The sequence below is a fragment of the Paenibacillus sp. NN59 genome (genome assembly GCF_057597225.1).
On sequence record NZ_CP199678.1, the window covers coordinates 6272457 to 6292455 of the forward strand.

At 47.6% G+C, this 19999-nt stretch carries 17 protein-coding genes; 9 read left to right on the forward strand and 8 right to left on the reverse strand.

Features of this window, described 5'->3' with window-relative positions; genetic code table 11:
• Positions 1 to 7 precede the first annotated feature (7 nt).
• Entirely contained in the window at positions 8 to 601 is a 594-nt protein-coding gene (locus ACT89M_RS27295) for an ANTAR domain-containing response regulator (RefSeq protein ID WP_154890004.1), read from the reverse strand.
• A 647-nt stretch (positions 602 to 1248) separates the two neighbouring features.
• On the opposite strand from ACT89M_RS27295, the gene nirB reads away from it, so the two are divergent.
• From nirB to cobA, 4 genes are read left to right on the forward strand one after another with little or no spacing between them, the layout of a single operon-like run.
• Complete coding sequence (gene nirB / locus ACT89M_RS27300) at positions 1249 to 3690, forward strand: nitrite reductase large subunit NirB (RefSeq protein WP_308722594.1); 2442 nt, start codon at positions 1249 to 1251, stop codon at positions 3688 to 3690.
• 16 nt (positions 3691 to 3706) lie between these two features.
• Positions 3707 to 4024, forward strand: coding sequence for a nitrite reductase small subunit NirD (gene nirD, locus ACT89M_RS27305; protein ID WP_154889999.1), 318 nt, complete (start codon positions 3707 to 3709; stop codon positions 4022 to 4024).
• Positions 4025 to 4076: 52 nt separating this feature from the next.
• Complete coding sequence (locus ACT89M_RS27310; protein WP_154889997.1) at positions 4077 to 4958, forward strand: formate/nitrite transporter family protein; 882 nt, start codon at positions 4077 to 4079, stop codon at positions 4956 to 4958.
• Complete coding sequence (gene cobA, locus ACT89M_RS27315) at positions 4955 to 5725, forward strand: uroporphyrinogen-III C-methyltransferase (protein WP_154889995.1); 771 nt, start codon at positions 4955 to 4957, stop codon at positions 5723 to 5725. Before ACT89M_RS27310 ends, cobA begins: the two co-directional genes overlap by 4 nt.
• A gap of 69 nt (positions 5726 to 5794) precedes the next feature.
• On the opposite strand, the gene ACT89M_RS27320 is transcribed toward cobA, so the two are convergent.
• Positions 5795 to 6433, reverse strand: a complete 639-nt coding sequence (locus ACT89M_RS27320; protein WP_308722593.1) for a TetR/AcrR family transcriptional regulator — start codon at positions 6431 to 6433, stop codon at positions 5795 to 5797.
• Between the two features lie 219 nt (positions 6434 to 6652).
• Between ACT89M_RS27320 and ACT89M_RS27325 the strand changes: the two genes are divergently transcribed.
• Complete coding sequence (locus tag ACT89M_RS27325) at positions 6653 to 7420, forward strand: SDR family NAD(P)-dependent oxidoreductase (RefSeq protein ID WP_308722592.1); 768 nt, start codon at positions 6653 to 6655, stop codon at positions 7418 to 7420.
• A gap of 203 nt (positions 7421 to 7623) precedes the next feature.
• Here ACT89M_RS27325 and ACT89M_RS27330 read toward each other — a convergent pair whose 3' ends face one another.
• The 3 genes from ACT89M_RS27330 to ACT89M_RS27340 form a co-directional block, all read right to left on the reverse strand.
• Positions 7624 to 7878: a hypothetical protein gene (locus ACT89M_RS27330; RefSeq protein WP_145333845.1), complete on the reverse strand. Its 255-nt coding sequence runs from the start codon at positions 7876 to 7878 to the stop codon at positions 7624 to 7626.
• Between the two features lie 175 nt (positions 7879 to 8053).
• Positions 8054 to 9454 (reverse strand): sensor histidine kinase, encoded by a 1401-nt coding sequence (locus tag ACT89M_RS27335; protein ID WP_308722591.1) that lies wholly within the window; start codon positions 9452 to 9454, stop codon positions 8054 to 8056.
• Positions 9454 to 10131, reverse strand: a complete 678-nt coding sequence (locus tag ACT89M_RS27340; RefSeq protein WP_154889987.1) for a response regulator transcription factor — start codon at positions 10129 to 10131, stop codon at positions 9454 to 9456. Before ACT89M_RS27340 ends, ACT89M_RS27335 begins: the two co-directional genes overlap by 1 nt.
• A gap of 249 nt (positions 10132 to 10380) precedes the next feature.
• Between ACT89M_RS27340 and ACT89M_RS27345 the strand changes: the two genes are divergently transcribed.
• The 3 genes from ACT89M_RS27345 to ACT89M_RS27355 all read left to right on the forward strand — a co-directional run bounded on the left by ACT89M_RS27345 (position 10381) and on the right by ACT89M_RS27355 (position 14369).
• The gene (locus ACT89M_RS27345; RefSeq protein ID WP_154889985.1) at positions 10381 to 11214 is read left to right on the forward strand and encodes a polyphosphate polymerase domain-containing protein; all 834 of its coding nucleotides are present in this window, start codon (positions 10381 to 10383) and stop codon (positions 11212 to 11214) included.
• Entirely contained in the window at positions 11207 to 11887 is a 681-nt protein-coding gene (locus ACT89M_RS27350; protein ID WP_308722590.1) for a DUF4956 domain-containing protein, read from the forward strand. The genes ACT89M_RS27345 and ACT89M_RS27350 overlap by 8 nt, the downstream gene beginning before the upstream one ends.
• A 67-nt stretch (positions 11888 to 11954) precedes the next feature.
• On the forward strand, positions 11955 to 14369 hold the full coding sequence (locus tag ACT89M_RS27355) for a carbohydrate-binding domain-containing protein (RefSeq protein WP_308722589.1): 2415 nt from the start codon (positions 11955 to 11957) through the stop codon (positions 14367 to 14369).
• Positions 14370 to 14779: 410 nt separating this feature from the next.
• On the opposite strand, the gene ACT89M_RS27360 is transcribed toward ACT89M_RS27355, so the two are convergent.
• The gene (locus ACT89M_RS27360; RefSeq protein ID WP_154889981.1) at positions 14780 to 15358 is read right to left on the reverse strand and encodes a class I SAM-dependent methyltransferase; all 579 of its coding nucleotides are present in this window, start codon (positions 15356 to 15358) and stop codon (positions 14780 to 14782) included.
• 135 nt (positions 15359 to 15493) lie between these two features.
• Complete coding sequence (locus ACT89M_RS27365) at positions 15494 to 16174, reverse strand: FHA domain-containing protein (protein ID WP_123063975.1); 681 nt, start codon at positions 16172 to 16174, stop codon at positions 15494 to 15496.
• A 513-nt stretch (positions 16175 to 16687) separates the two neighbouring features.
• Between ACT89M_RS27365 and ACT89M_RS27370 the strand changes: the two genes are divergently transcribed.
• A complete protein-coding gene (locus ACT89M_RS27370; protein ID WP_154889979.1) occupies positions 16688 to 17113 on the forward strand; it encodes a hypothetical protein in 426 nt (141 codons plus the stop codon).
• Positions 17114 to 17248: 135 nt separating this feature from the next.
• Here ACT89M_RS27370 and ACT89M_RS27375 read toward each other — a convergent pair whose 3' ends face one another.
• A complete protein-coding gene (locus ACT89M_RS27375; protein WP_154889977.1) occupies positions 17249 to 19834 on the reverse strand; it encodes a DUF2339 domain-containing protein in 2586 nt (861 codons plus the stop codon).
• Positions 19835 to 19999: the final 165 nt, after the last annotated feature.

The following is a 19999-nucleotide window of genomic DNA, read 5'->3' on the forward strand; positions in this document are numbered from 1 at the left end:
CTTCCAATTATGACTGGAGCAGTTGATGTGCTTTCACAATCGCTGTAGCTACATCGACCATCCGTTTGCGTTCATCCATCGCTTTTTTGCGTAACAGATCATAGGCTTCCGATTCGGAGATCTGCTTTAAATCACACAAGATCGCCTTCGCCATATCAATCCATTTCCGATCTTCCAATCTGGACTGCAGTTGCTTTCGCTCTTGCTCCCATTGCTTGCGTTCCATATAACGCCGCGCAGCAAAGTGCAGCGTCCAATGAATCTCCGGCCCAGCCATAGACGGTGTAAGAATGCCATCAAACGAGGTATCAACCTCGCAGTCTTCTACAGAGGAAGATGCTGTATCCGGAGCACACCACCAGAGAAGCGGAGTATCCGACTTCTCCTCACCCAGCCGCTTTACCCAATAAGCCACGTCCGCAAGAGACAAATGCAGGATGGAGGCATCGACTTCACGAGCAAGCTTCATCACCTCATCCTCCCTGTCCGAGACCTTAACATGATAGCCAACTGCTCCCAGCAGCTTCTCCGGTGTTAGAGGGATTGCTTCGGACGAGCCGGCCTGAATGGGATGTACACGGATGACCAATATGGATCGCATGATGGATCAATCCCTCCTTATATTGATATACAGTACCCACGCTCACTTTTAATACATTACCACATGAAAGCGTTATAATGTCATGTTACCTAACAAAAATCAAGGAATAAACATCTATATTTCAAAATTCCAGGTGCTCTGAAGTATTCGTAAGTAGCATCATGAGATGCATTCTGATCCTCGGTCTGATCCTAATGAATTAAAATGGAACAAATAATGGGTTAATCATGAGTACTATGGCACATTTCCTACATTATATGGCGTTTACGAAGTGATACATGGATTTATTTTCTTATTTTTTGTAATTTAAAGCATATTTTACGTAGCCGATTCAGCTTTTCTTTAAACTCATGTAAACATAATTAACTTCAAATTTCAAATACTTTTTTATGTTAACTATATTGACATGAACAAATCATTCTTTTATAGTTAACCCATAAGAACTCCATAACTGAAGGATCACTCACAGTTACAACGACGTAGCTGGTTGAAACGGCAATGAAGCCTGTTTTGCAAATTCGGAGATAAGGGATGCGTATGTATATGCGCAGTCCTCCGAGGCATGACAGGCTTTTTCGATTTTTAGGAACAGACGAAGGTAGCGTAGTAAACAGAATACAGAAATGGATCTGAGGGGGCTAACCACAATGAGTACAACGAAAAAACTGGTGCTGGTCGGCAATGGTATGGCGGGAATTCGTACAATTGAGCATATTCTGAAACTCGCACCACATGCATATGACATTACCGTCTTTGGCGCAGAGCCGCATCCAAACTACAACCGAATCATGCTATCTTCCGTTCTCGCAGGCGGAACATCCATTGAAGATATCGTGATTAATGATTGGAGCTGGTACGAAGATAACGGTGTCCATGTCTATCCGGGTGACCCTGTCGTGCAGATCGATACGGTACGCAAAGTAGCTGTATCTCAGAATGGGGTCCACGCATCCTATGACGAGCTGATTATGGCGACAGGTTCACAGGCTTTCATCCTGCCTCTTCCAGGCGCGAATAAAGAAGGGGTCATCGGCTTCCGTGACATTAAAGACTGTGAAACGATGATGGCGGCATCCCAAAAGTACCGCAAGGCGGCTGTCATCGGCGGTGGACTACTCGGTCTGGAAGCTGCCCGCGGACTATTAAATCTGGGTATGGACGTAACCGTCATTCATATTAACGGACACTTGATGGATCGAAATCTGGATCTGCCTGCTGGATTAATGCTTCAGCGAGAGCTTGAGGAGCAGGGCATGAAGTTCCTTTTGAACAAACATACGGAAGAGATTACAGGCAAAGGCCGGGTTAAAGCACTTCGCTTCACCGACCAAACGGTGCTTGAGGCAGACCTCGTTGTGATGGCAGTCGGTATTCGCCCGCAGATCGAACTGGCTCGAAACAGCGGTCTGGATGTTAATCGCGGGGTCATCGTGGATGACTATATGCATACCAATATCCCTGGAATCTCTGCTGTAGGAGAATGTGCGGAGCATCGCGGTATTGCCTATGGACTCGTAGCTCCGTTATATGAACAAGGTATGGTTCTTGCCAAACGGCTCGCTGGTGCAGCAACCGAAGGATACGCAGGGTCGGTCACTTCAACCAAGCTGAAGGTTTCGGGAGTCGACGTATTCTCTGCCGGACAATTCAAGGACTCGCCAGACACACGCAGCATTCGCATTCAGGATGATGTAGACGGTGTTTACAAAAAGATGGTGATCAAGGACGGCAAGCTCGTCGGTGCAGTGTTGTTTGGTGATACGACCGATGGCGCATCCCTCTTTTCCTTAATTAAAAGCGGTGAGGACATCAGCGGTCGTGAAAAAGAAATTTTGCTCGGCGTGCCTTCTGGCGGTTCCGGTTCCGGCCCTTCTGTAGCCGAGCGCATGGCTGCCATGCCAGATGATGAGATCATCTGTGGCTGTAACGGTGTAACGAAAGCTGCCATCGGTGATGCTGTTCTCAATAAAGGATGTAACACTGTCGGTGCTATCAAATCCTGCACGAAAGCTTCCGCTTCCTGTGGAGGATGTAAACCAATCGTGGAATCACTGCTCACGTATTATGCAGGGGACAATGTTGGCGAGCAGACTAAAGAAGGCATCTGCGGCTGTACTTCCTATGACCGGGATGAAATTGTGGCTCAAATCAAGGAAATGGGCCTGAAAACCGTCAAAGAAGTCATGAACGTGCTGGGCTGGGATGAGCCAGAAGGCTGCTCCAAATGCCGTCCTTCCCTTAACTACTACCTTGGTATGATCTGGCCTACAGAATATGAGGATGAGCGGGTATCCAAATTCACGAACGAACGTTACCATGCCAATATCCAGAAGGACGGCACGTATTCCGTTATTCCGCGAATTTACGGTGGTGTAACGTCCCCGGCAGAACTGATCAAGATCGCAACGGTTGCTGAGAAGTATGACGTACCGATGGTTAAATTTACGGGCGGACAACGACTCGATCTACTGGGTGTACAGAAGGAAAACCTGCCGAAGATATGGGAAGAACTCGACATGCCTTCCGGCTTCGGTTACGGCAAAGCTTTACGGACAGTAAAAACATGTGTAGGTAATACGTTCTGTCGCTTCGGTACACAGGATTCGATCGAGATGGGCATTCGTCTGGAGAAGAAACTCGACAAGATGGTCGCTCCAGCGAAAGTAAAATTGGCCGTCTCGGGATGCCCACGGAACTGTGCCGAAGCAACCATTAAAGATCTGGGCGTTGTCGCCATCGATGGCGCATGGGAGCTTCATGTTGGAGGCAACGGCGGTGTGAAGGTTCGCGCAGCAGAGCTGTTATGTACGGTGAAAACAGATGCTGAAGTCGAAGAGTGGACTTATGCTTACCTGCAATATTATAGAGAGAACGCAAGATGGAATGAGAGAACAGCGGCGTGGATTGAACGGGTAGGTCTGGATCATGTGAAGGAGGCTCTGGCAGATCGAGATGTACGTCTCGCACTGGTTGAACGTCTGGAAGTGACACTGGGTCACACGGTAGATCCTTGGAAAGAGATTATTGAAGATGAGAAATTGCGTAAAAACTTCACCCCACTGTCCGGTGCAGAACCGGTAGCTCACTAGAAGAGGAGGATCAGCGATGAATAGATTTCGCATTGGGCATCTGGCCGATATTGATGAAAAAGGGGCTCGTACCTTTCTGGTCGAGGATACCGAAATTGCCGTTTTCAAACTGAGCGACGGCAGCCTTCATGCCGTAGAGAATCGCTGCCCTCACAAGGGCGGCAAGCTATCGGAGGGAATGGTCTGCGGAACAGCCGTTCACTGTCCATTACATGACTGGAAGATTGATCTGCGAAGCGGCAAGGTCCATGAACCGGACGATGGTTGCTTGAACACGTACCAAACAGAAGTGGACGGAGATAGCGGAGATATCTATATTACGATTGCAGGTTAACCAATTGATTAGTGCCACAAGACAATGCTGACAGAAGAAGGGGTGCACGACGATGGATTTTGTTAAACCTGCAGAAGTATTGCAAGCCATGGTTGACGTTGGTGAACATAAAGCCAAAATGAATCGGGTACAGATGTTGATCCGCGGTTTTCTGGCTGGCGCCATCCTTGCCTTTGCCACTACACTGGCGTATACTGCCGTGTCTCAAACTTCGCTTGGTTTGGCGGGTGCACTCATCTTCCCGGCAGGATTCGCAATCATTATTCTGCTCGGTCTTGAACTGGTGACAGGAAACTTCGCCTTGATTCCGCTCGCAGTGATGAAGCGCAGAGTCAAACTTATCGATATGCTTGGTAATTACTTTTGGGTAATTATCGGTCACCTGATCGGATGTGCATTTTACGCACTATTATACGGCCTGACGATAACCAAAATGGGCACAGATATGAGTAACCCACTCGTTCAAACACTGATTCAAACCAGCGAAACGAAAACACTGGGATATCAGCATCTGGGCGGGGCAGGCATCGTGCTTGTCATCATAAAGGCCATTCTATGTAACTGGATGGTTGCGCTCGGAGCCGTGATGGCGATGACCTCTACATCTACACTGGGGAAAATCGTGGCGATGTGGCTGCCCATTACGATCTTTTTTGCCCAAGGCTTTGAACACGCCGTTGTGAATATGTTTGTGATCCCGGCCGGCATGATGCTTGGCGCTCATGTCACGATTACAGACTGGTTGCTGTGGAATCAGATTCCGGTGCTGGCAGGTAATTTTTTGGGCGGCGCTGTATTTACAGGTCTTGGTCTGTATTTTGCGCATCACTGGGGAAGCTCGCTTAAGCTATCATCTCCGCTAGCGACCATTCAAGGTGGCAGATCAGGGCTAACAGCTCCCAATACAACTTCGAAATGGGGGACACGGTCATGAGCAGAGGGTTGGTAAGTATCATCGGTGCTGGTCCTGGTGATCCCGAACTGATTACAGTCAAAGCCCTGAAACGGATTCAGTCTGCTGATGTTATTATGTACGATCGACTTGTCACGGATGAATTACTTGCTGAGGCGCGGGATGGCGCTCTCCGTATTTACTGTGGCAAAGCTCCCGGGCTTCACTCTATGAGCCAGGAGATGATCGGACGTATGCTGGCTTCTCATGCAGCAGAAGGCAAACACGTTGTCAGACTTAAAGGTGGTGACCCGTTCATCTTCGGCCGTGGAGGTGAAGAAGCGCTGGTGCTGGCGGATTCTGGTATCCCGTACGAGATTATCCCCGGCGTCACTTCGGCTGTGGGTACTTCCGCTTCTTCGCTCATTCCACTAACCCATCGCGGGGTCGCTTCTTCTTTTGCCTGCGTAACGGGAACCGGCAGTGATGGAAGTGTATCCTCTGTTCGCTGGGACCTGCTTGCGCATAGCGTAGATACGCTTGTGATTTACATGGGGATAAGCCAGTTATCACAGATACAGCAAGAGTTGCTTCGTCATGGCAAAGCCGGGCATACACCAGCCGCACTAATTGAACGAGGAACAACAAGTGAAGAACGAATTGTCACAGGCACACTTGCCGAACTGCAGACATTAGCTAATATGCATCACATCTGTAATCCAGCTTTAATTATGGTTGGAGAGTCCGTACTCATCCGCGAACAATTACTCCAGATGCAGCATGCTGCATCTGCTTCAATGACGGGTTAACCTTCAGTTGTACGCAGATCCCGCAGCGGGACGCATTCACATAGTATAATAAGCATGTATTTGCATGTATTAGTCCGACAACATACGCTCATTCACCGTCCGACCCTTCTGCCCAGGCTCAATCAGCAGACGGGTCGGTTTGATGTTAATTAGAGCTGTCAGCTGTTCCCCCATATAATGTGCGGAATATTTGAACCCCACCTCTGCCCAATGCATAATAACCCCCACGGTTGCGGATACGAGATAACTTAACATAATGTCATAATTGATCACTTGCTCACTGTCTTCAGTTACCAAAATGAAATCCTGAGTAAGGTAATCTCGGAACACATTGTTGATCCTGAGCGCCATATCCCCATGCATTGTCATGAGCGCCTTGAATTGATCCTGGTGATTTTCAATATATTCAAACACAGGCATAGTCGACGGTAACAGTCCGGTCATATCTACTTCTGTAAGGTTAGCATACGGTGAGGCGTAAGCCTGTCCTAATCCTTGCAGGAAGTCTTCCAGAAGAAATTGCAGTAGCTCCGGTTTGCCGGGAAAATGCAAATAAAAGGTCCCCCGATTATAATCGGCTCGTTCCGTAATATCCCGGATGGTCAGGGCGTCAGCCCCCTTTTCCAATATTAAAGAAACCGCCGCAGCGATGATCGCATCTTGCGTTCTTCGTGCTCTCCGATCCTGAGGGTGTTCAATAATCAACATTTCCGCCTCCTTTGTCCATTATTGTAACCTAAATGAACAACGCTTACATCTGTGTTCAGTAGCTGACATTTGCGCTGTCAATGATTATTGTCACATATTTATGTATATCTTAACATTAAGACAGGAACTAAAGACGACAGGTTTTCACCCACTGAATTCATTATTTAATTCCTATGGAGATTACCTGCCCATTATATATTATAAGGAGACGATTCAATCATGAGTACATCCTACACACAAACCGCTATCATTACAGGAGCTGCCGGGGGTATTGGTAAAGAGCTTGCACGTCGCCTGGCTGAACGTAAAATCAATCTGGTCTTGGTTGATTTGAACGAAGAAGCAATTGCCAAAACGATTGCTGAATTGAATCTAGATCAAGAGCATGTCATTGCGGTCAAAGCCAACGTATCCGATGAAGCAGATGTTAAAAATTACGTACAAAAAGCAATGGATGCATTTGGACGTATCGATTATTTTGCGAATAATGCAGGTATTGAAGGGCCAACGGGTCTAATTGAAGACCTGAGTGTTGAAGCACTTGATACAGTATACAACGTAAATATTCGCGGGGTATTCCTTGGTCTGCAAAACGTCATTCCTGTGATGAAAAAACAAAAATCCGGTGCGATTCTGAATACCTCTTCCCTTGCTGGTCTGATGGGCGCTCCGGCGGTATCTCCATATATTATGTCCAAACATGCCGTTGTTGGTCTCACACGTACCGCTGCCAATGAACTGGCACCGTTCAACATTCGGGTAAATGCTGTGCTGCCAGGCACCATCAATACTCGTATGATGCGTCAGATCGAAGCCAACTCCGGCAACGTAGAAGACTACCAATCCGCTACGGTATCCGCCATTCCAATGGGCCGGTACGGTGAACCGGAAGAAGTCGCAGCCGTGATGAACTTCCTGCTATCCGAAGATGCATCTTACGTGACCGCGTCCCTCTACACTGTAGACGGCGGCATGATGGGTCAGTAATAGTGCATAAAACTAAAGACCTCGACACCACCATGAAGGGCACTTCCCTTGTGTGATGTTGAGGTCTTTTTTCTCGTATGCACTAACGTATATCCATCAGGCACTATCTGTGCTATTTGTGCCACTCCACTACGCTAACGATCAACATGAACGCTATTTCGGTAAAAACACCTGAATAGCGTCGCTGATGATCGTTAGGATTTTTAATCCACGTATCCCGCGTGACCTTTGTCCATCAAATAATCCATTTCCGCATCCAAAATACTTTCGACAGTCAGCTCGTCAAGCTTCACATCTTTGCGGCTTAGAATGTAGTCAGACAGATCGTCGCCGTCAATATCGACGTCTTTACCTTTCGCATTCTCATGTGCCTTGTTGATGTAAGCTTGCTCATGCTTCAATACAAGTTCGATATTTGCTTTACTGGCCTTTGTTTTGTCCGCGATATATTGCATCATTTCCTGCTCGTTAATTGCGTTATTGTCTGCCACGTATGTTCATCTCCTTGGTTATTCTTCTTGCTGTCATTGTAGCATAGGTTATCCCATTACGGGCAGAACTTATGCCCAGCCTTTTGTGGCGCCCTTTATGATAAGGTACTCAATTTCGCCATTCGCTACTTTAGCATCGACCCTACGACAACCGCACATAAAATGCAGCCCCATCACCCACCACACTTTTGGCGTAAATCTCTCCCTTATGCTGCTCTACAATAGACTTGGCAATCGCCAGACCGAGGCCATGTCCTCCGTGTTTACGCGCTCTTGATGCATCCGTGCGATAGAAGCGGTCAAAGATTCGCTCCAGATGCTCTGGCGCGATCCCCTCACCCGTATTGGAGATGGTCAGCATCACATCATGGTTTTGCTTCTGAAGTGTAATGTTCACGGCCCCTGTTGGCCCGGAATATTTCACAGCGTTATCGAGCAAGATCAGAACCACCTGCTTGATCTGCTCCGGGTTTCCATGAACCATCAGATCGGGATCAATGCTGTAATCAAGGGAGATATTTTTTTCAAAAATCACAGCTTCCATCGGTAAAATAATACTTTCCACCGCATCACTCATATTAAACCTGGTATGGATCAGGTTGGAACGTGAGTCCTCCATCTGAGTCAGATACAGCAGATCATTCGTTAGTCCAGACATCCGCTCGGTTTCCGATTTGATATAGTGAAGCCATTTGGCCTGACTTTCGATGGTCTCCTCCTGATTCGCCAGCAAGACATCCGTGTTCGTATTAATGATTGCCAGAGGTGTTTTCAATTCATGGGAGGCATCGGCGATAAACTGTTTCTGTTTCTCAAACGCTTCACGCACAGGCGCAATGGAGCGGTTGGCAAAATAACGGCTTAGGAAGTAAATGACGATCAACATAATCAGTCCAACCACGGTAAAAGTGTAAATCAGATTGGTCAGGATACCCTGCTGCGCAGTCACATCCATGAATACGATCATGTGCCCGTCCCCGCTTGGATCAACCACATAGGCCCAGTCCGTGCCATCCAGTGCAAATTGTCCAGTCCACCGACTACTGTCACCTTGACCGGTTTTCTCCTGATCTACTTTTTGCAGAGCCTGTGTGTAAAACGAGTCCTCCATATCAAACCGCGAATGGGTATCGGTAATCTTCCACTGCTTATCGGTCTGAATCATAAAAGAAACCGACCGGGCAGGAGGTGCGCCGAAATCTCCACCCGGTCCTCGATACCCACCGAAGTTCCCACCGCTCATGCCGTTACTGTTGTTGCCCCCGCCCCTACTCGGAGAAGAGGGTACAGTTGCCGATCCGGAATTCGTTCCCGTTCCTGTCCCTACTCCTGCTCCCCCGTTTTGCCCTTCACCTCGTGACTGCTGAGCACCCAAACCAAACGGGCTATGGTAGAAATCAGATACCTTATACAGCTCCATATTCGTCTCGCGTTGCACATTCTGGTACGTAATCGTGTAAATCGTTACAAAAGCCACCAGCATCATAATCGAGATCGACACCAGATTGACAATCAGGAACCGATTACGGAGTTTCTTGAACATTAGCTCATCACCTCAAGTACATACCCCACGCCCCGAATCGTATTAATGCGGACAGCCGAATTCAGGAAGGTTAGTTTTTTGCGTAAAAAAGAGATGTAGACCTCCACGTTGTTATACTCGACATCCGAGTCGAATCCCCATAACTTCTCAATGATCTGCTCTTTGGAGGTGATCGCCTGTTTGCGGGTAATCAGCAGCTCCAGCAGCTCGTTCTCCTTTAGATTTAATTTGATCTCTTTGCCCTGTGCACTCAGCTTCAATTGAGTGGTATTCAGTTCGATATCACCAAACTTCACCCCATCCTCGGGGATCACTTCTCCTTTACGTCTTAAGGCCGCCCGAATCCGGGCAAGCAATTCTTCCGTGGCAAAAGGCTTTGCAATATAGTCATCGGCACCGTAATCGAGGCCAGATACTTTGTCCGATAGTTCTCCTTTGGCTGTGAGTAAAATAACCGGAGTATGGTTTCCTTCACTGCGGAGCGTTTTAAGCACCGTTATGCCGTCCATCTCCGGCATCATAATGTCCAGCAGTAACAGGTCGTAGATGCCGCTCTGCGCATAATCCAGTCCTGACCTGCCGTCGTGGACCATGTCCACGGAGTAGTTGTTTTTTTTCAAAATCTGAGATACGGCCTCTGCCAAATGAACCTCATCTTCCGCAATTAAAATTCTCATCCTCTATTCATCCTCTGCTCACGATGGTTTGTATGTTCTTATTCTATCAATTAAACCTTGAATCAACCTTAATAATTGGAACACCCTCACGGTATAGATGAAGGAAAAGAAATGTTAACGCAATGTAAAACGATTTAAGATTCATTCAAGGTTGCTTCGCTAAGATACAGACATGACAGCAACACACCACACACCCAACATAATCAAAACATACACCAACTTATCCATACCCGAAAGGACTGAACCGTCGTGGCGATTGAAGTATTCAACCGATATGAGAGCAAGTACCTGCTGACCGATGAGCAATACCAGCACTTTTACAATGATCTGCTCCACTACATGGAACTGGATGCCTACAACAAAAAACATGAGTTTTACTCCATCAGTAATCTGTACTTCGATACACCGCAGGATTCACTGATTCGAGCGAGTTTGTCCAAACCGAAATACAAGGAAAAGCTGCGTTTGCGAGCTTATGGTGTACCTGAAGAGAATGCGAAAGTATATCTGGAGATCAAAAAGAAAGTGTTCGGCCTCGTCAACAAACGCAGAACTGCGCTGAAGCTGGATGAAGCTTACGATTTTGTCCGCTCGGGACAAGCGCCAGAGCTGGCCGACTACATGAACCCGCAGGTGCTGGAAGAGATCAAATATTTTCTCCGGCTCTACGATCTTGAACCTAAAGTTTATCTGGCCTACGAACGCAAGGCGTTGTTCGATAAGAACAGCCGCGATCTTCGCATTACCTTTGATACCAACATCCGCAGCCGTAGATATGATCTGAAGCTGGAACAGGGAGACTACGGTGAACCGCTCGTGAAAGACGGGCGCTGGCTGATGGAAGTCAAAGCCGAGAAAACCGTTCCGATGTGGCTGTCCCAATTACTGTCGGAGCACAGGTTGTACCGGACCGGATTTTCCAAATACGGCAATGAATACAGACATCTGGTGAGAACCACCAATCTGAATTATCAGAACGAACGAGAACTTATCCCGGGTACTGATTTCAATCCTAACGATGCGGCCCCGGTTACTTCACAAGAGAAATTAATTAGAGAAAGAGAGCGTGTACTCTATGCTTGATGCCCTTTTCAGTTCCGCCCTAGACGATTCAACCTTGAGTTTCAGCAGTGCTGTCATCACGATTGGACTTGCCATTTTCCTGGGACTTATCATCAGCCTTACCTATATGAAAACTAACCAGGCCACCTATTCACAGAGTTTTACGCTGACTATGGTTGTGCTTCCCGTGATTGTTGCCATCATCATTCTGCTGATCGGTAGCAATATCGCCCGGGCCTTCAGCTTGGCGGGAGCCTTCTCCATCATTCGTTTCCGCAGTGCTCCTGGTGATCCGAAAGACATTGCTTACGTTTTGTTCACGATGGCATCCGGTCTGGCTTGTGGTGTAGGGGCTTTTGGTTACGCTGTTCTGTTCACCGTTATCCTGTGCGTGCTGATGTTTGTACTGAACCGATTTAACTTTGGTGGGAAAAAGAGTCAACAGAAGACGCTCAAGGTTACCATTCCCGAGAATTTGAGTTATGAAGAGGCTCTGAACGAAGTATTCCATACCTTTAATATCCCATTTGATCTGAAAAAAATCAGAACGACCGAACTCGGTAGCCTGTACGAACTGGTCTATAACGTCACGATTCACGAGAGCGTGAATCAGAAGCAATTCCTCGATGCCATCCGTACACGGAACGGCAATCTGGATATCTCGTTAACGATGAGTCCAACGACAGAATATTAAAATTTGGAAGAATAGTTCGCTCGCTTGTTCGATTACCACCATTATGATTTGGAGAGGAACGATATATATGAAGAAAAATACTCAGAAACGTAAAAACATCATCACAGGCAGCAAACTGTGGTCCATCGCCATGATTACCAGTCTGCTCGCAGCTTGCAGTGCTCCGGCAACGACAAGCAACACAGCCAATGCAGCCGTCTCCACAACAGGAACAACCAAAATCGTATCCGTCAGCGAGTCTACGTCCGTGAAGTATGCCGATCTGGTCTCCCTGGATGCCGATGATACGAATGTCAGCTGGACTGAAGCGGCTTCAACCATGATCAAGCTGAACGGTACGTCAGCAACAATTACAGGTTCGGGTGCAAAGGCAGCGAGCGGTTCAGTTACCATCTCGGAAGCAGGCACTTATGTGCTGAGCGGTGAGCTAACCGACGGCCAGATCGTGGTCAATGTTGCCGATAAAGGTGTGGTACATCTCGTGTTGAACGGCGCAACTATTCATGACAATGACAGTGCAGGAATCTACATTCAAAAGGCAGGCAAAGCGGTGATTACGCTTGAAAAAGGAACCCAAAACGCCGTTTCCGATGGTAAAACATACGTATATGCAGACAGCAGCACCGATGAGCCGGATGCGGCCATCTTTAGCAAAGCCGATCTTACGTTTAACGGTGCAGGTCAGTTGACCGTCACAGGCAACTATAATGAAGGGATTACAAGCAAAGATGATCTGAAAATCATCAGCGGCTCCATTAACGTCAAGGCAGCCGACGACGGCATCAAAGGCAAAGATATGGTTGCCATTCAGTCGGGTACCATTACTGTTGATGCAACAGGTGACGGAATTAAATCGACCAATGACACCGATACCAGCAAAGGGTTTGTCGCGATTGCAGACGGTACCTTTAACATTCAGAGCGGCAGCGACGGCATTCAGGCGGAAACCGCACTTGTCACAGATGGCGGTACGTATAACATCGTGACGGCTGGCGGCAGTGCAAATGCACCTGCCAAGGTCGAAGAAGGCCCCGGCGGTGGCGGCTTTGGCGGAGGCCGCGGTGGCTTCGGTGGTGATGGCGCAATGAATGGCGGCACACCTCCAACCGATATGGGCACACCACCGGATGGTGAACCACCTGCCGATATGCCAGCAATGCCAAATGGCAATGCAAGCAGCGGAACAACAACGAACTCCACGAAGGCGGCAAATGCGAGTACAACTAGCACTACTACAGTATCCTCTGATACCAACGCCGATGCAGACAATACATCGACAACAACAGAGGAAGAATCTATAAGCGCCAAAGCACTTAAAGCAGGAACCGGTCTCACGGTGAATGGCGGAACATACACCATTGATTCTATGGATGATTCCTTGCACAGCAATAGCAATGTGACAGTAAACGATGGGACTTTCAACATTCAGTCTGGAGATGATGGCATTCACGCCGATCAGGCGCTGACCATTAACGGTGGAACAATCAGAATTACGAAAAGTTATGAAGGGCTCGAAGGGGCAATTATCACCCTAAATGATGGGGATGTAGACGTAACGGCGTCAGATGATGGGGTGAATGCCGCTGGTGGTGAGGCAACAACGAGCAGCACAACAGCAACTACAACGGGAAAAGCTACAAATAACAGCAGTTCTGCTACCGACACAAACAAATCAGCAGATACAGACACTGCTAACTCCACTGGAACGACGGGTACCACATCCACGTCAGATCAGTCGGCACAAGGTTCGGACGCAAGCCAGCAAACCCGTGGCCCTGGCGGTATGGCAGGCGAATCATCAGGCAATAACGAGCTTCACATCAACGGCGGAACCCTTACCGTAAATGCTGGTGGTGATGGTCTGGATTCCAATGGCTCTATCACAATGACGGGCGGAACGGTTATCGTGAATGGCCCAACGACTAACGGTAATGGAGCACTGGATTATGACGGCACATTTGTAATCAGTGGCGGATATCTGGTGGCTGCGGGAAGCTCCGGTATGGCGCAAGGCACTTCCGATGATTCAACTCAAAATACAATCGTGATGACCTTCCCTGAGACACAAAAAGCTGGAACACTGGTTCATGTTCAGGACAGCAAAGGAAATAATATTCTGACGTTTGCACCAGCCAAAGACTACCAAAACGTAGTCGTTAGCTCACCGGATCTCGCAAAAGATGGATCATATGTCATCTTCTCTGGCGGGACATCAACAGGCAAAGCGGTGGACGGACTCTACACTGGCGGTACGTATAGCGGCGGAACCCAAATCGTTGCTTTCCAATCCACAAGTAATGTGACTTGGGTGAATGAATCAGGCGTAACAACAGCGCGCTCCGGCATGGGTGGTTTTGGCGGTGGCAATGGACAAGGCGGATTCGGCGGTGGAAGAAATCGTTCACAATCCGGTACATCTACAGATACAACAGGTACGACAAGCACAACTGGCACTACAGGAACTACGGATTCGGCAAAGTAACTGATGATGTACTTGTGAGCCGAAAGGGCAAGCCTGCCCTGACCTACACAACTTTAAAAAGTCCGGCTCTGATTTCACAATCAAGGTGAAATCAGAGCCGGACTTTGCTTGTTTTTCACATGGGGAAGATAGGTCATCCAACAGGAACCTGTAAGCCTAACGCAAATATGGATATATATTCTAAAGGTTTTCTAACGATCACCACGGAGCTTATTTGGCAGTAAAACGCCCTTTTCAAATTCTAACGATCTCCACAAAGCTTATTTCCAAGAAACATGCCAAAAAACGGCCAAAATATAGCTTTTCTACCGAAATAGCGTCACTGGGGATCGTTAGAAGTTAGCTGAGACGAAATCAAGGATAAGGAGGGAACCATTTTACAGCTATAGAAAATTCCAACCTGCCTACTCTCAAAAAGCATACACGTACACCTTGGTTCGCAACGCATCGCGGCAGGTAATCGTGCGCAGTGGCTCTTTGCCCGGCAGTGCAAAACAGACGCTGATCACCTTCGCACCCGGCGGCAGTTCCCGTTGGAACTTGTCCACGAGCCGAGTCATTGCACCCGGAAACAGATAACAGATCACACCATCGGCATGCGCATAGGAACATGTATAGATGTTGCCGCGGATGAAGCGCAGACGTCCCTTGAACGAATGCTGTTGTCCTCTAGCGCGGTGGAGCCATATACTCAGCCATGTCAGGCATTGAGAAGTCCACAGTGGGATGAGTGAGTTTTCAATGCCCGTCAGTCTTTTGCCAGGACAATGCTTTACTACATCCATGCCAAGTGTTCCCCATCCCGAACCCGCCTCCATAATATCTGCATAACCCGTTATTCGATTGACCTCCTGTATCACTACCTGCCTGACCGGGCGGGATGTCGGCATGGGCGAGATTCCATTTTTCCAGCTTACGATTACGATCCATACAACGGCAATCAAAGTTAACACGGCAATCAGCCATGGAATTAATTGAATAATCATCATGAACTCATCATAACAAAGGGAAGCTTCGGCGGTCTATGATCGCTTGGAAGCTTCCCTTTGTCCATATTCTTCTAAAAGGCATGATAACTATTACTTAATATTACTTGGTAATTCTGTCTAGAGGAAGTGATGTGACTATTCGCCAGTTTCCCCGACATGAGATTTCATGTATACCCCTTTTTTGTAAACGGATTTAATCGTAAAATGAATGCCCAGCTTGCGATTCGTGCGGTAGATGAGCGAGTTAATCTCGTCGATACCCACCGGATCACTCTCCAACATACTTCGTTCCGGCCACACCTGAGCAATAATTTGCTCCCTCGTTACAAAATGATCCAGCTCACTATACAGCAGCTTGAACAATTGGTATTCCTTCTTGGACAACGGAATTTCATCTTCGTTTACCTGCACCGTCTGCAGATGATCCTGTAAACGCACACCCTCGCCGAGCAAGTCCGATATACGATATTCTCTCGTCTCCCCGAGATCACCTTCCACCCGAAGGTGAATCAAACCGTTGACCAGTGTCAGGCTGTCCCCTTCGCCAAACGGATATTTCTCATATGGGACGAGGCGTTGCCCATTAAGTTCGGTTCCATTTTTGCTATCCAGATCCTCGATCCAGAGCTGTTCTTTCGTGTCATAATGAATGCGGCAATGCCGCTTCGATATCATCTGATTATAGATGGACAAGTCCAGTTCACTGACACCTGTGTAACGCCCCACCGTAATCGAGCGGCCCTGACTCACATAGGCGAATGAACCATCGCTCTCCTGTCCCGGCGTACGAATGACGATTTTTGCCGTCTCCCGCATGTTATTCCCCACCTTTAATGTCACTCGATCTCTATCTTTTCATTCGAGTACTGATAAATTCATCAGATTTGTTCCATTGTTTACATGTCTGCCATTTCATATAGTGATATACAGGAACACCATAGACTTAAACAGGCTTAAACATTCTTTACTCATTCTATAACTATACCAGACGTTGTGCATTTTTTCTCATAACGCCCTGACGGACGCTTTAGCTTATTCAACAAGAGAGGTATTTCCCATGAAGAAAAAAAACATTTTGATATACGTGCTGCTTGCCTTCGCTTTATCAATCACCCTAACCTTGCTGTCACGCGTGAGTGACGATGGCGGTGTATCACCAGAAGGGACATCAGCCTCCGAAATCTCGTGGCTTCGAATGAACAATCAACCTTAAATGTGGCAGCTACTCTATTATAAACGCGACTCCTGTACAAAACGTTTCACGAATGTCATCTATACGAAACATTTGTAGCACGTCCTTCGTTCCACAATATAAGGGGAGGAATTACAGTGAAAAGAAATACCATTCACGCAATCACATGTGCTCTTTTTGCTGCTTTGATCCTTAGCAATTGTCAAAGCTCTGATCTTCCCAATCCAGTGGAATTAAATAAAACTCCACGAGAGCTGGGGTCGTTCTATCCAGATAACATCACTGAAGTAGATTCAATTGAAATCATGAGTGGCAGTGACGGTTCTACAAAAAGAACGACCAATCCCAAGTTGATCCATGACTGGATTGAAAAGATTCGACATGTAAAAATTGTTCAGCATCCAGACGCAGAAGACACAACAGGCGTGTTATTTCATGTGACCATGTTTAAACAAGAAAACGTCATATTTTATATGACACCTACCAATATAAATCATCAGCCAATCGAGCCACAGGGCGAAGTGGCAGACCTCATAACTGAGCTCTACGAAGCGATCCCATAGCATTTTTTGCACTAAAAAGGACTCTGAATCACTTTAATTCCAGAGTCCTTTGACGACGTTCAACGAAGTATGCAACGTAGCAAGCACAGCGTTTCCTAACATGATTAGTACAACAACACTGGTTATACGCCTGCATCAATTTTGTTCATCATCTGTTTCCTCGACCTTCGCTGCGCGATCCTTCGCCTGAATCTCCTCCATCCGGCTGGACACCTTTTGATACAGATACGAGATACCCAGTAGCAGCAGACCAAAGCTGAAATACGCGATGATTTTGCTGCCCGCCGTCAACAGACTGACATCGTAGAACACCATCTTGCCTGTGGCGAACAACGTCAGGCCCAGACCGAGACGCCGGATCATGACATATTTTCTCCGGAACCCGTACGCGATATAGAGAATAGCCAGCACCAGGTAGATCAAGCTGAACATCAGTCCTACGTCGCCCCACTGGAACTGAATGGTCAGGAACACGGTGATGACGCCGAGCAAGTAGATGCCCGCAATAACGGGATACCACTCGACACTTTTGAACTGACCACGGATACCCGCGATGAGTAGGTCTCGCCCAGCGAAGAACACACCTACGTTGAAAATAATCAGTACCACCAGTCCGACAATCTCGGCTGCCGTATGCTGCTCTACACCTGGCTGCAATGCAGGCATCGTCAAGGTTACTGCCAGTGCAATGCAGCATCCAACCGCATGCAAGAAAAGTGTATATCCCCGCAGGAACGAGTCACGAAGCCATTTCACTTTGCCCAGTCCATACGCCAAAGCAATCGTCAGCGCAGCGAACATAAGCATTTTGTAGAACATGTGTAAGATGAATGTTTCATCAACAGTCCTGACATACAGTTCATTCGATTCATAGAGCACGTATAACCATACATTTATAAGGACTGCCACCCTGAATCCATCCAGGAAACCGCGTTCCCATGGGGCGTAGTTAAATTGTTTTCCCATTCCTTCGGAGGCATTTCCGCGTAGCGCCCAAGCATAATAAAGCGTAATGAGCAGGGTGCCCAGTGTGAGACTGGAGTATTTTAACATGAAGTACGATTGTTCCCCTACAAAGAATAACGACAACAGATCATACTGCACGAAGATTGTAATACATAGGAGCACAATGCCCCAACCCGCACGCTCGACTGCCTTGAATTTTCTGAAATGTCCGAACGTAACAAGCAACACGCCTTCAATCAGCCAGCCCATCGACAGCCATTTCGAACCAAACTGGAACGGAACAAACAGAATGGTAAAGGTGAGCGACGTAAGATAGAAGAGTAGAATTGTCTGCTTCTCCTGCGCCATATGTCGCTGAACAAACCTCGCAAGTCCGAGATAGACGAGTGCAAAAATAACAGCAAGCAAGCCCTGCGCATCATTCCAGCCCGCCGCATCAAGCAATACATATAAAGCAAGACAACTCAAGCTCGTATTCATTGCTAACAAGGCAAAATCCCACCAAGTCAGCTTCACCCGATGTTTAAACGGATACGCAAGCGTAATACCCAGATACAGGGCAAAAGTCACCACAGAATACAGCATCCCCACCTGTTCACTCGGCGACAGCCACAACAGAATCAGCATGGACGGCGTGTGGAACAGGAAGCTGATGTAGTGCACTACCGGCCAACGCTGCCCAAAGGAAATAAACACAATGATGCCGTTCAGCAGCAACAGATAGATCATTGCGGTATAGACCGCTGTGCCTTCCAGCCCAAACGTAAAAAGGTACGAGAAAAAGGGCAAATATCCCCCCACAAGACCAAAGGAACAGATCGTCTTGGACTGATACCGCAATGACAACAGCACGGACACAGCCGACACCAGAACGGATAGACCGAGACCTGTATATAACCCGATAATATGAAGCAGGAAGTAACTGTAGAAGATCGAACCGAACAGCACAGAGATTCCCCCGCCGAGCAATCCCATTGCAAATGTTTTCTTTTTCCGGCGGAACAGCCATTCCCCACCCGCGAGCATCAGTGCACCAAGCAGAAAGAAACCCGCACCCTTCATCTCATCGCTAAACCACGTCGTATACGAGTATCGGAAGGCTGCGCCCACCCCCAAAATAATGAGCAAAATGGCTACTTTGTTAATCCAGCTAAGCCCAATGCGCATCTCCATCCGATTCTGCTTGATTCGGCGCTGGATCGTTTCCTCACTCAGTTGCTCATCTGCCATCTGGTCATAACTATGCTGCATCTGTCCACGTACAGCCTCAGTTCTCTCCCATACGGCCTGTTTGTGTGAGTCAATCCGTGACTTCACCTCGTTTGCCAGGTAGGCAATCCGTTCCTTCATTTCAGCCGCATCCTCTTGCAGATGCTGGGAAGCCTGATTGAAGATAGTATTCAGATTAGCTTTGGTTCGATGCTCCAATTCGCTGATATGGTCGTTATGTACTGCCGTTTTGCCTTGAAAATAGGTCTCCATCTTCTCCCGCGATACCCGGATCAGATTCAGCTTCTCGTCCAGCATCTGCTCGGACAATGCCATGCGAAGACGCGCATTCTCTTCTTCCATCTGGCGTGCACGACGTTCCAGTTGTTGCAGTTTAAGTTGCTGCGTTTCCGTCTGCTCCAGCAACTGTTCGTTGCGAACCGTAAGGTCATCGGACTGATACTCCTGTAGTAAGGCTTGATAGTCCTTAGCGAGTTGCCTCTGCTGCTCCTGAACCTGCCTAAGCCGCTCCTTAAATTCCTTCATGGACTTCCTCCATTGGTTGTCATAAGATGTTTTCCTATATTTTACTATACTTATGTCAAAAATTGAGGTTTTCACGATAACTTTCCATCGGATACAATTCTGATCCGCTACACAAAAAAACACCAGCATTCCAGGTCTGTGATATCACAGATGCCAGAAGATGCT

Bases quoted from the DNA above. Each gene is read 5' to 3' on its own strand.
- ACT89M_RS27295 (WP_154890004.1), bottom strand. From the start codon at position 601: ATGCGATCCATATTGGTCATCCGTGTACATCCCATTCAGGCCGGCTCG.
- nirB (WP_308722594.1), top strand. From the start codon at position 1,249: ATGAGTACAACGAAAAAACTGGTGCTGGTCGGCAATGGTATGGCGGGA.
- nirD (WP_154889999.1), top strand. From the start codon at position 3,707: ATGAATAGATTTCGCATTGGGCATCTGGCCGATATTGATGAAAAAGGG.
- ACT89M_RS27310 (WP_154889997.1), top strand. From the start codon at position 4,077: ATGGATTTTGTTAAACCTGCAGAAGTATTGCAAGCCATGGTTGACGTT.
- cobA (WP_154889995.1), top strand. From the start codon at position 4,955: ATGAGCAGAGGGTTGGTAAGTATCATCGGTGCTGGTCCTGGTGATCCC.
- ACT89M_RS27320 (WP_308722593.1), bottom strand. From the start codon at position 6,433: ATGTTGATTATTGAACACCCTCAGGATCGGAGAGCACGAAGAACGCAA.
- ACT89M_RS27325 (WP_308722592.1), top strand. From the start codon at position 6,653: ATGAGTACATCCTACACACAAACCGCTATCATTACAGGAGCTGCCGGG.
- ACT89M_RS27330 (WP_145333845.1), bottom strand. From the start codon at position 7,878: ATGATGCAATATATCGCGGACAAAACAAAGGCCAGTAAAGCAAATATC.
- ACT89M_RS27335 (WP_308722591.1), bottom strand. From the start codon at position 9,454: ATGTTCAAGAAACTCCGTAATCGGTTCCTGATTGTCAATCTGGTGTCG.
- ACT89M_RS27340 (WP_154889987.1), bottom strand. From the start codon at position 10,131: ATGAGAATTTTAATTGCGGAAGATGAGGTTCATTTGGCAGAGGCCGTA.
- ACT89M_RS27350 (WP_308722590.1), top strand. From the start codon at position 11,207: ATGCTTGATGCCCTTTTCAGTTCCGCCCTAGACGATTCAACCTTGAGT.
- ACT89M_RS27355 (WP_308722589.1), top strand. From the start codon at position 11,955: ATGAAGAAAAATACTCAGAAACGTAAAAACATCATCACAGGCAGCAAA.
- ACT89M_RS27360 (WP_154889981.1), bottom strand. From the start codon at position 15,358: ATGATGATTATTCAATTAATTCCATGGCTGATTGCCGTGTTAACTTTG.
- ACT89M_RS27365 (WP_123063975.1), bottom strand. From the start codon at position 16,174: ATGCGGGAGACGGCAAAAATCGTCATTCGTACGCCGGGACAGGAGAGC.
- ACT89M_RS27375 (WP_154889977.1), bottom strand. From the start codon at position 19,834: ATGAAGGAATTTAAGGAGCGGCTTAGGCAGGTTCAGGAGCAGCAGAGG.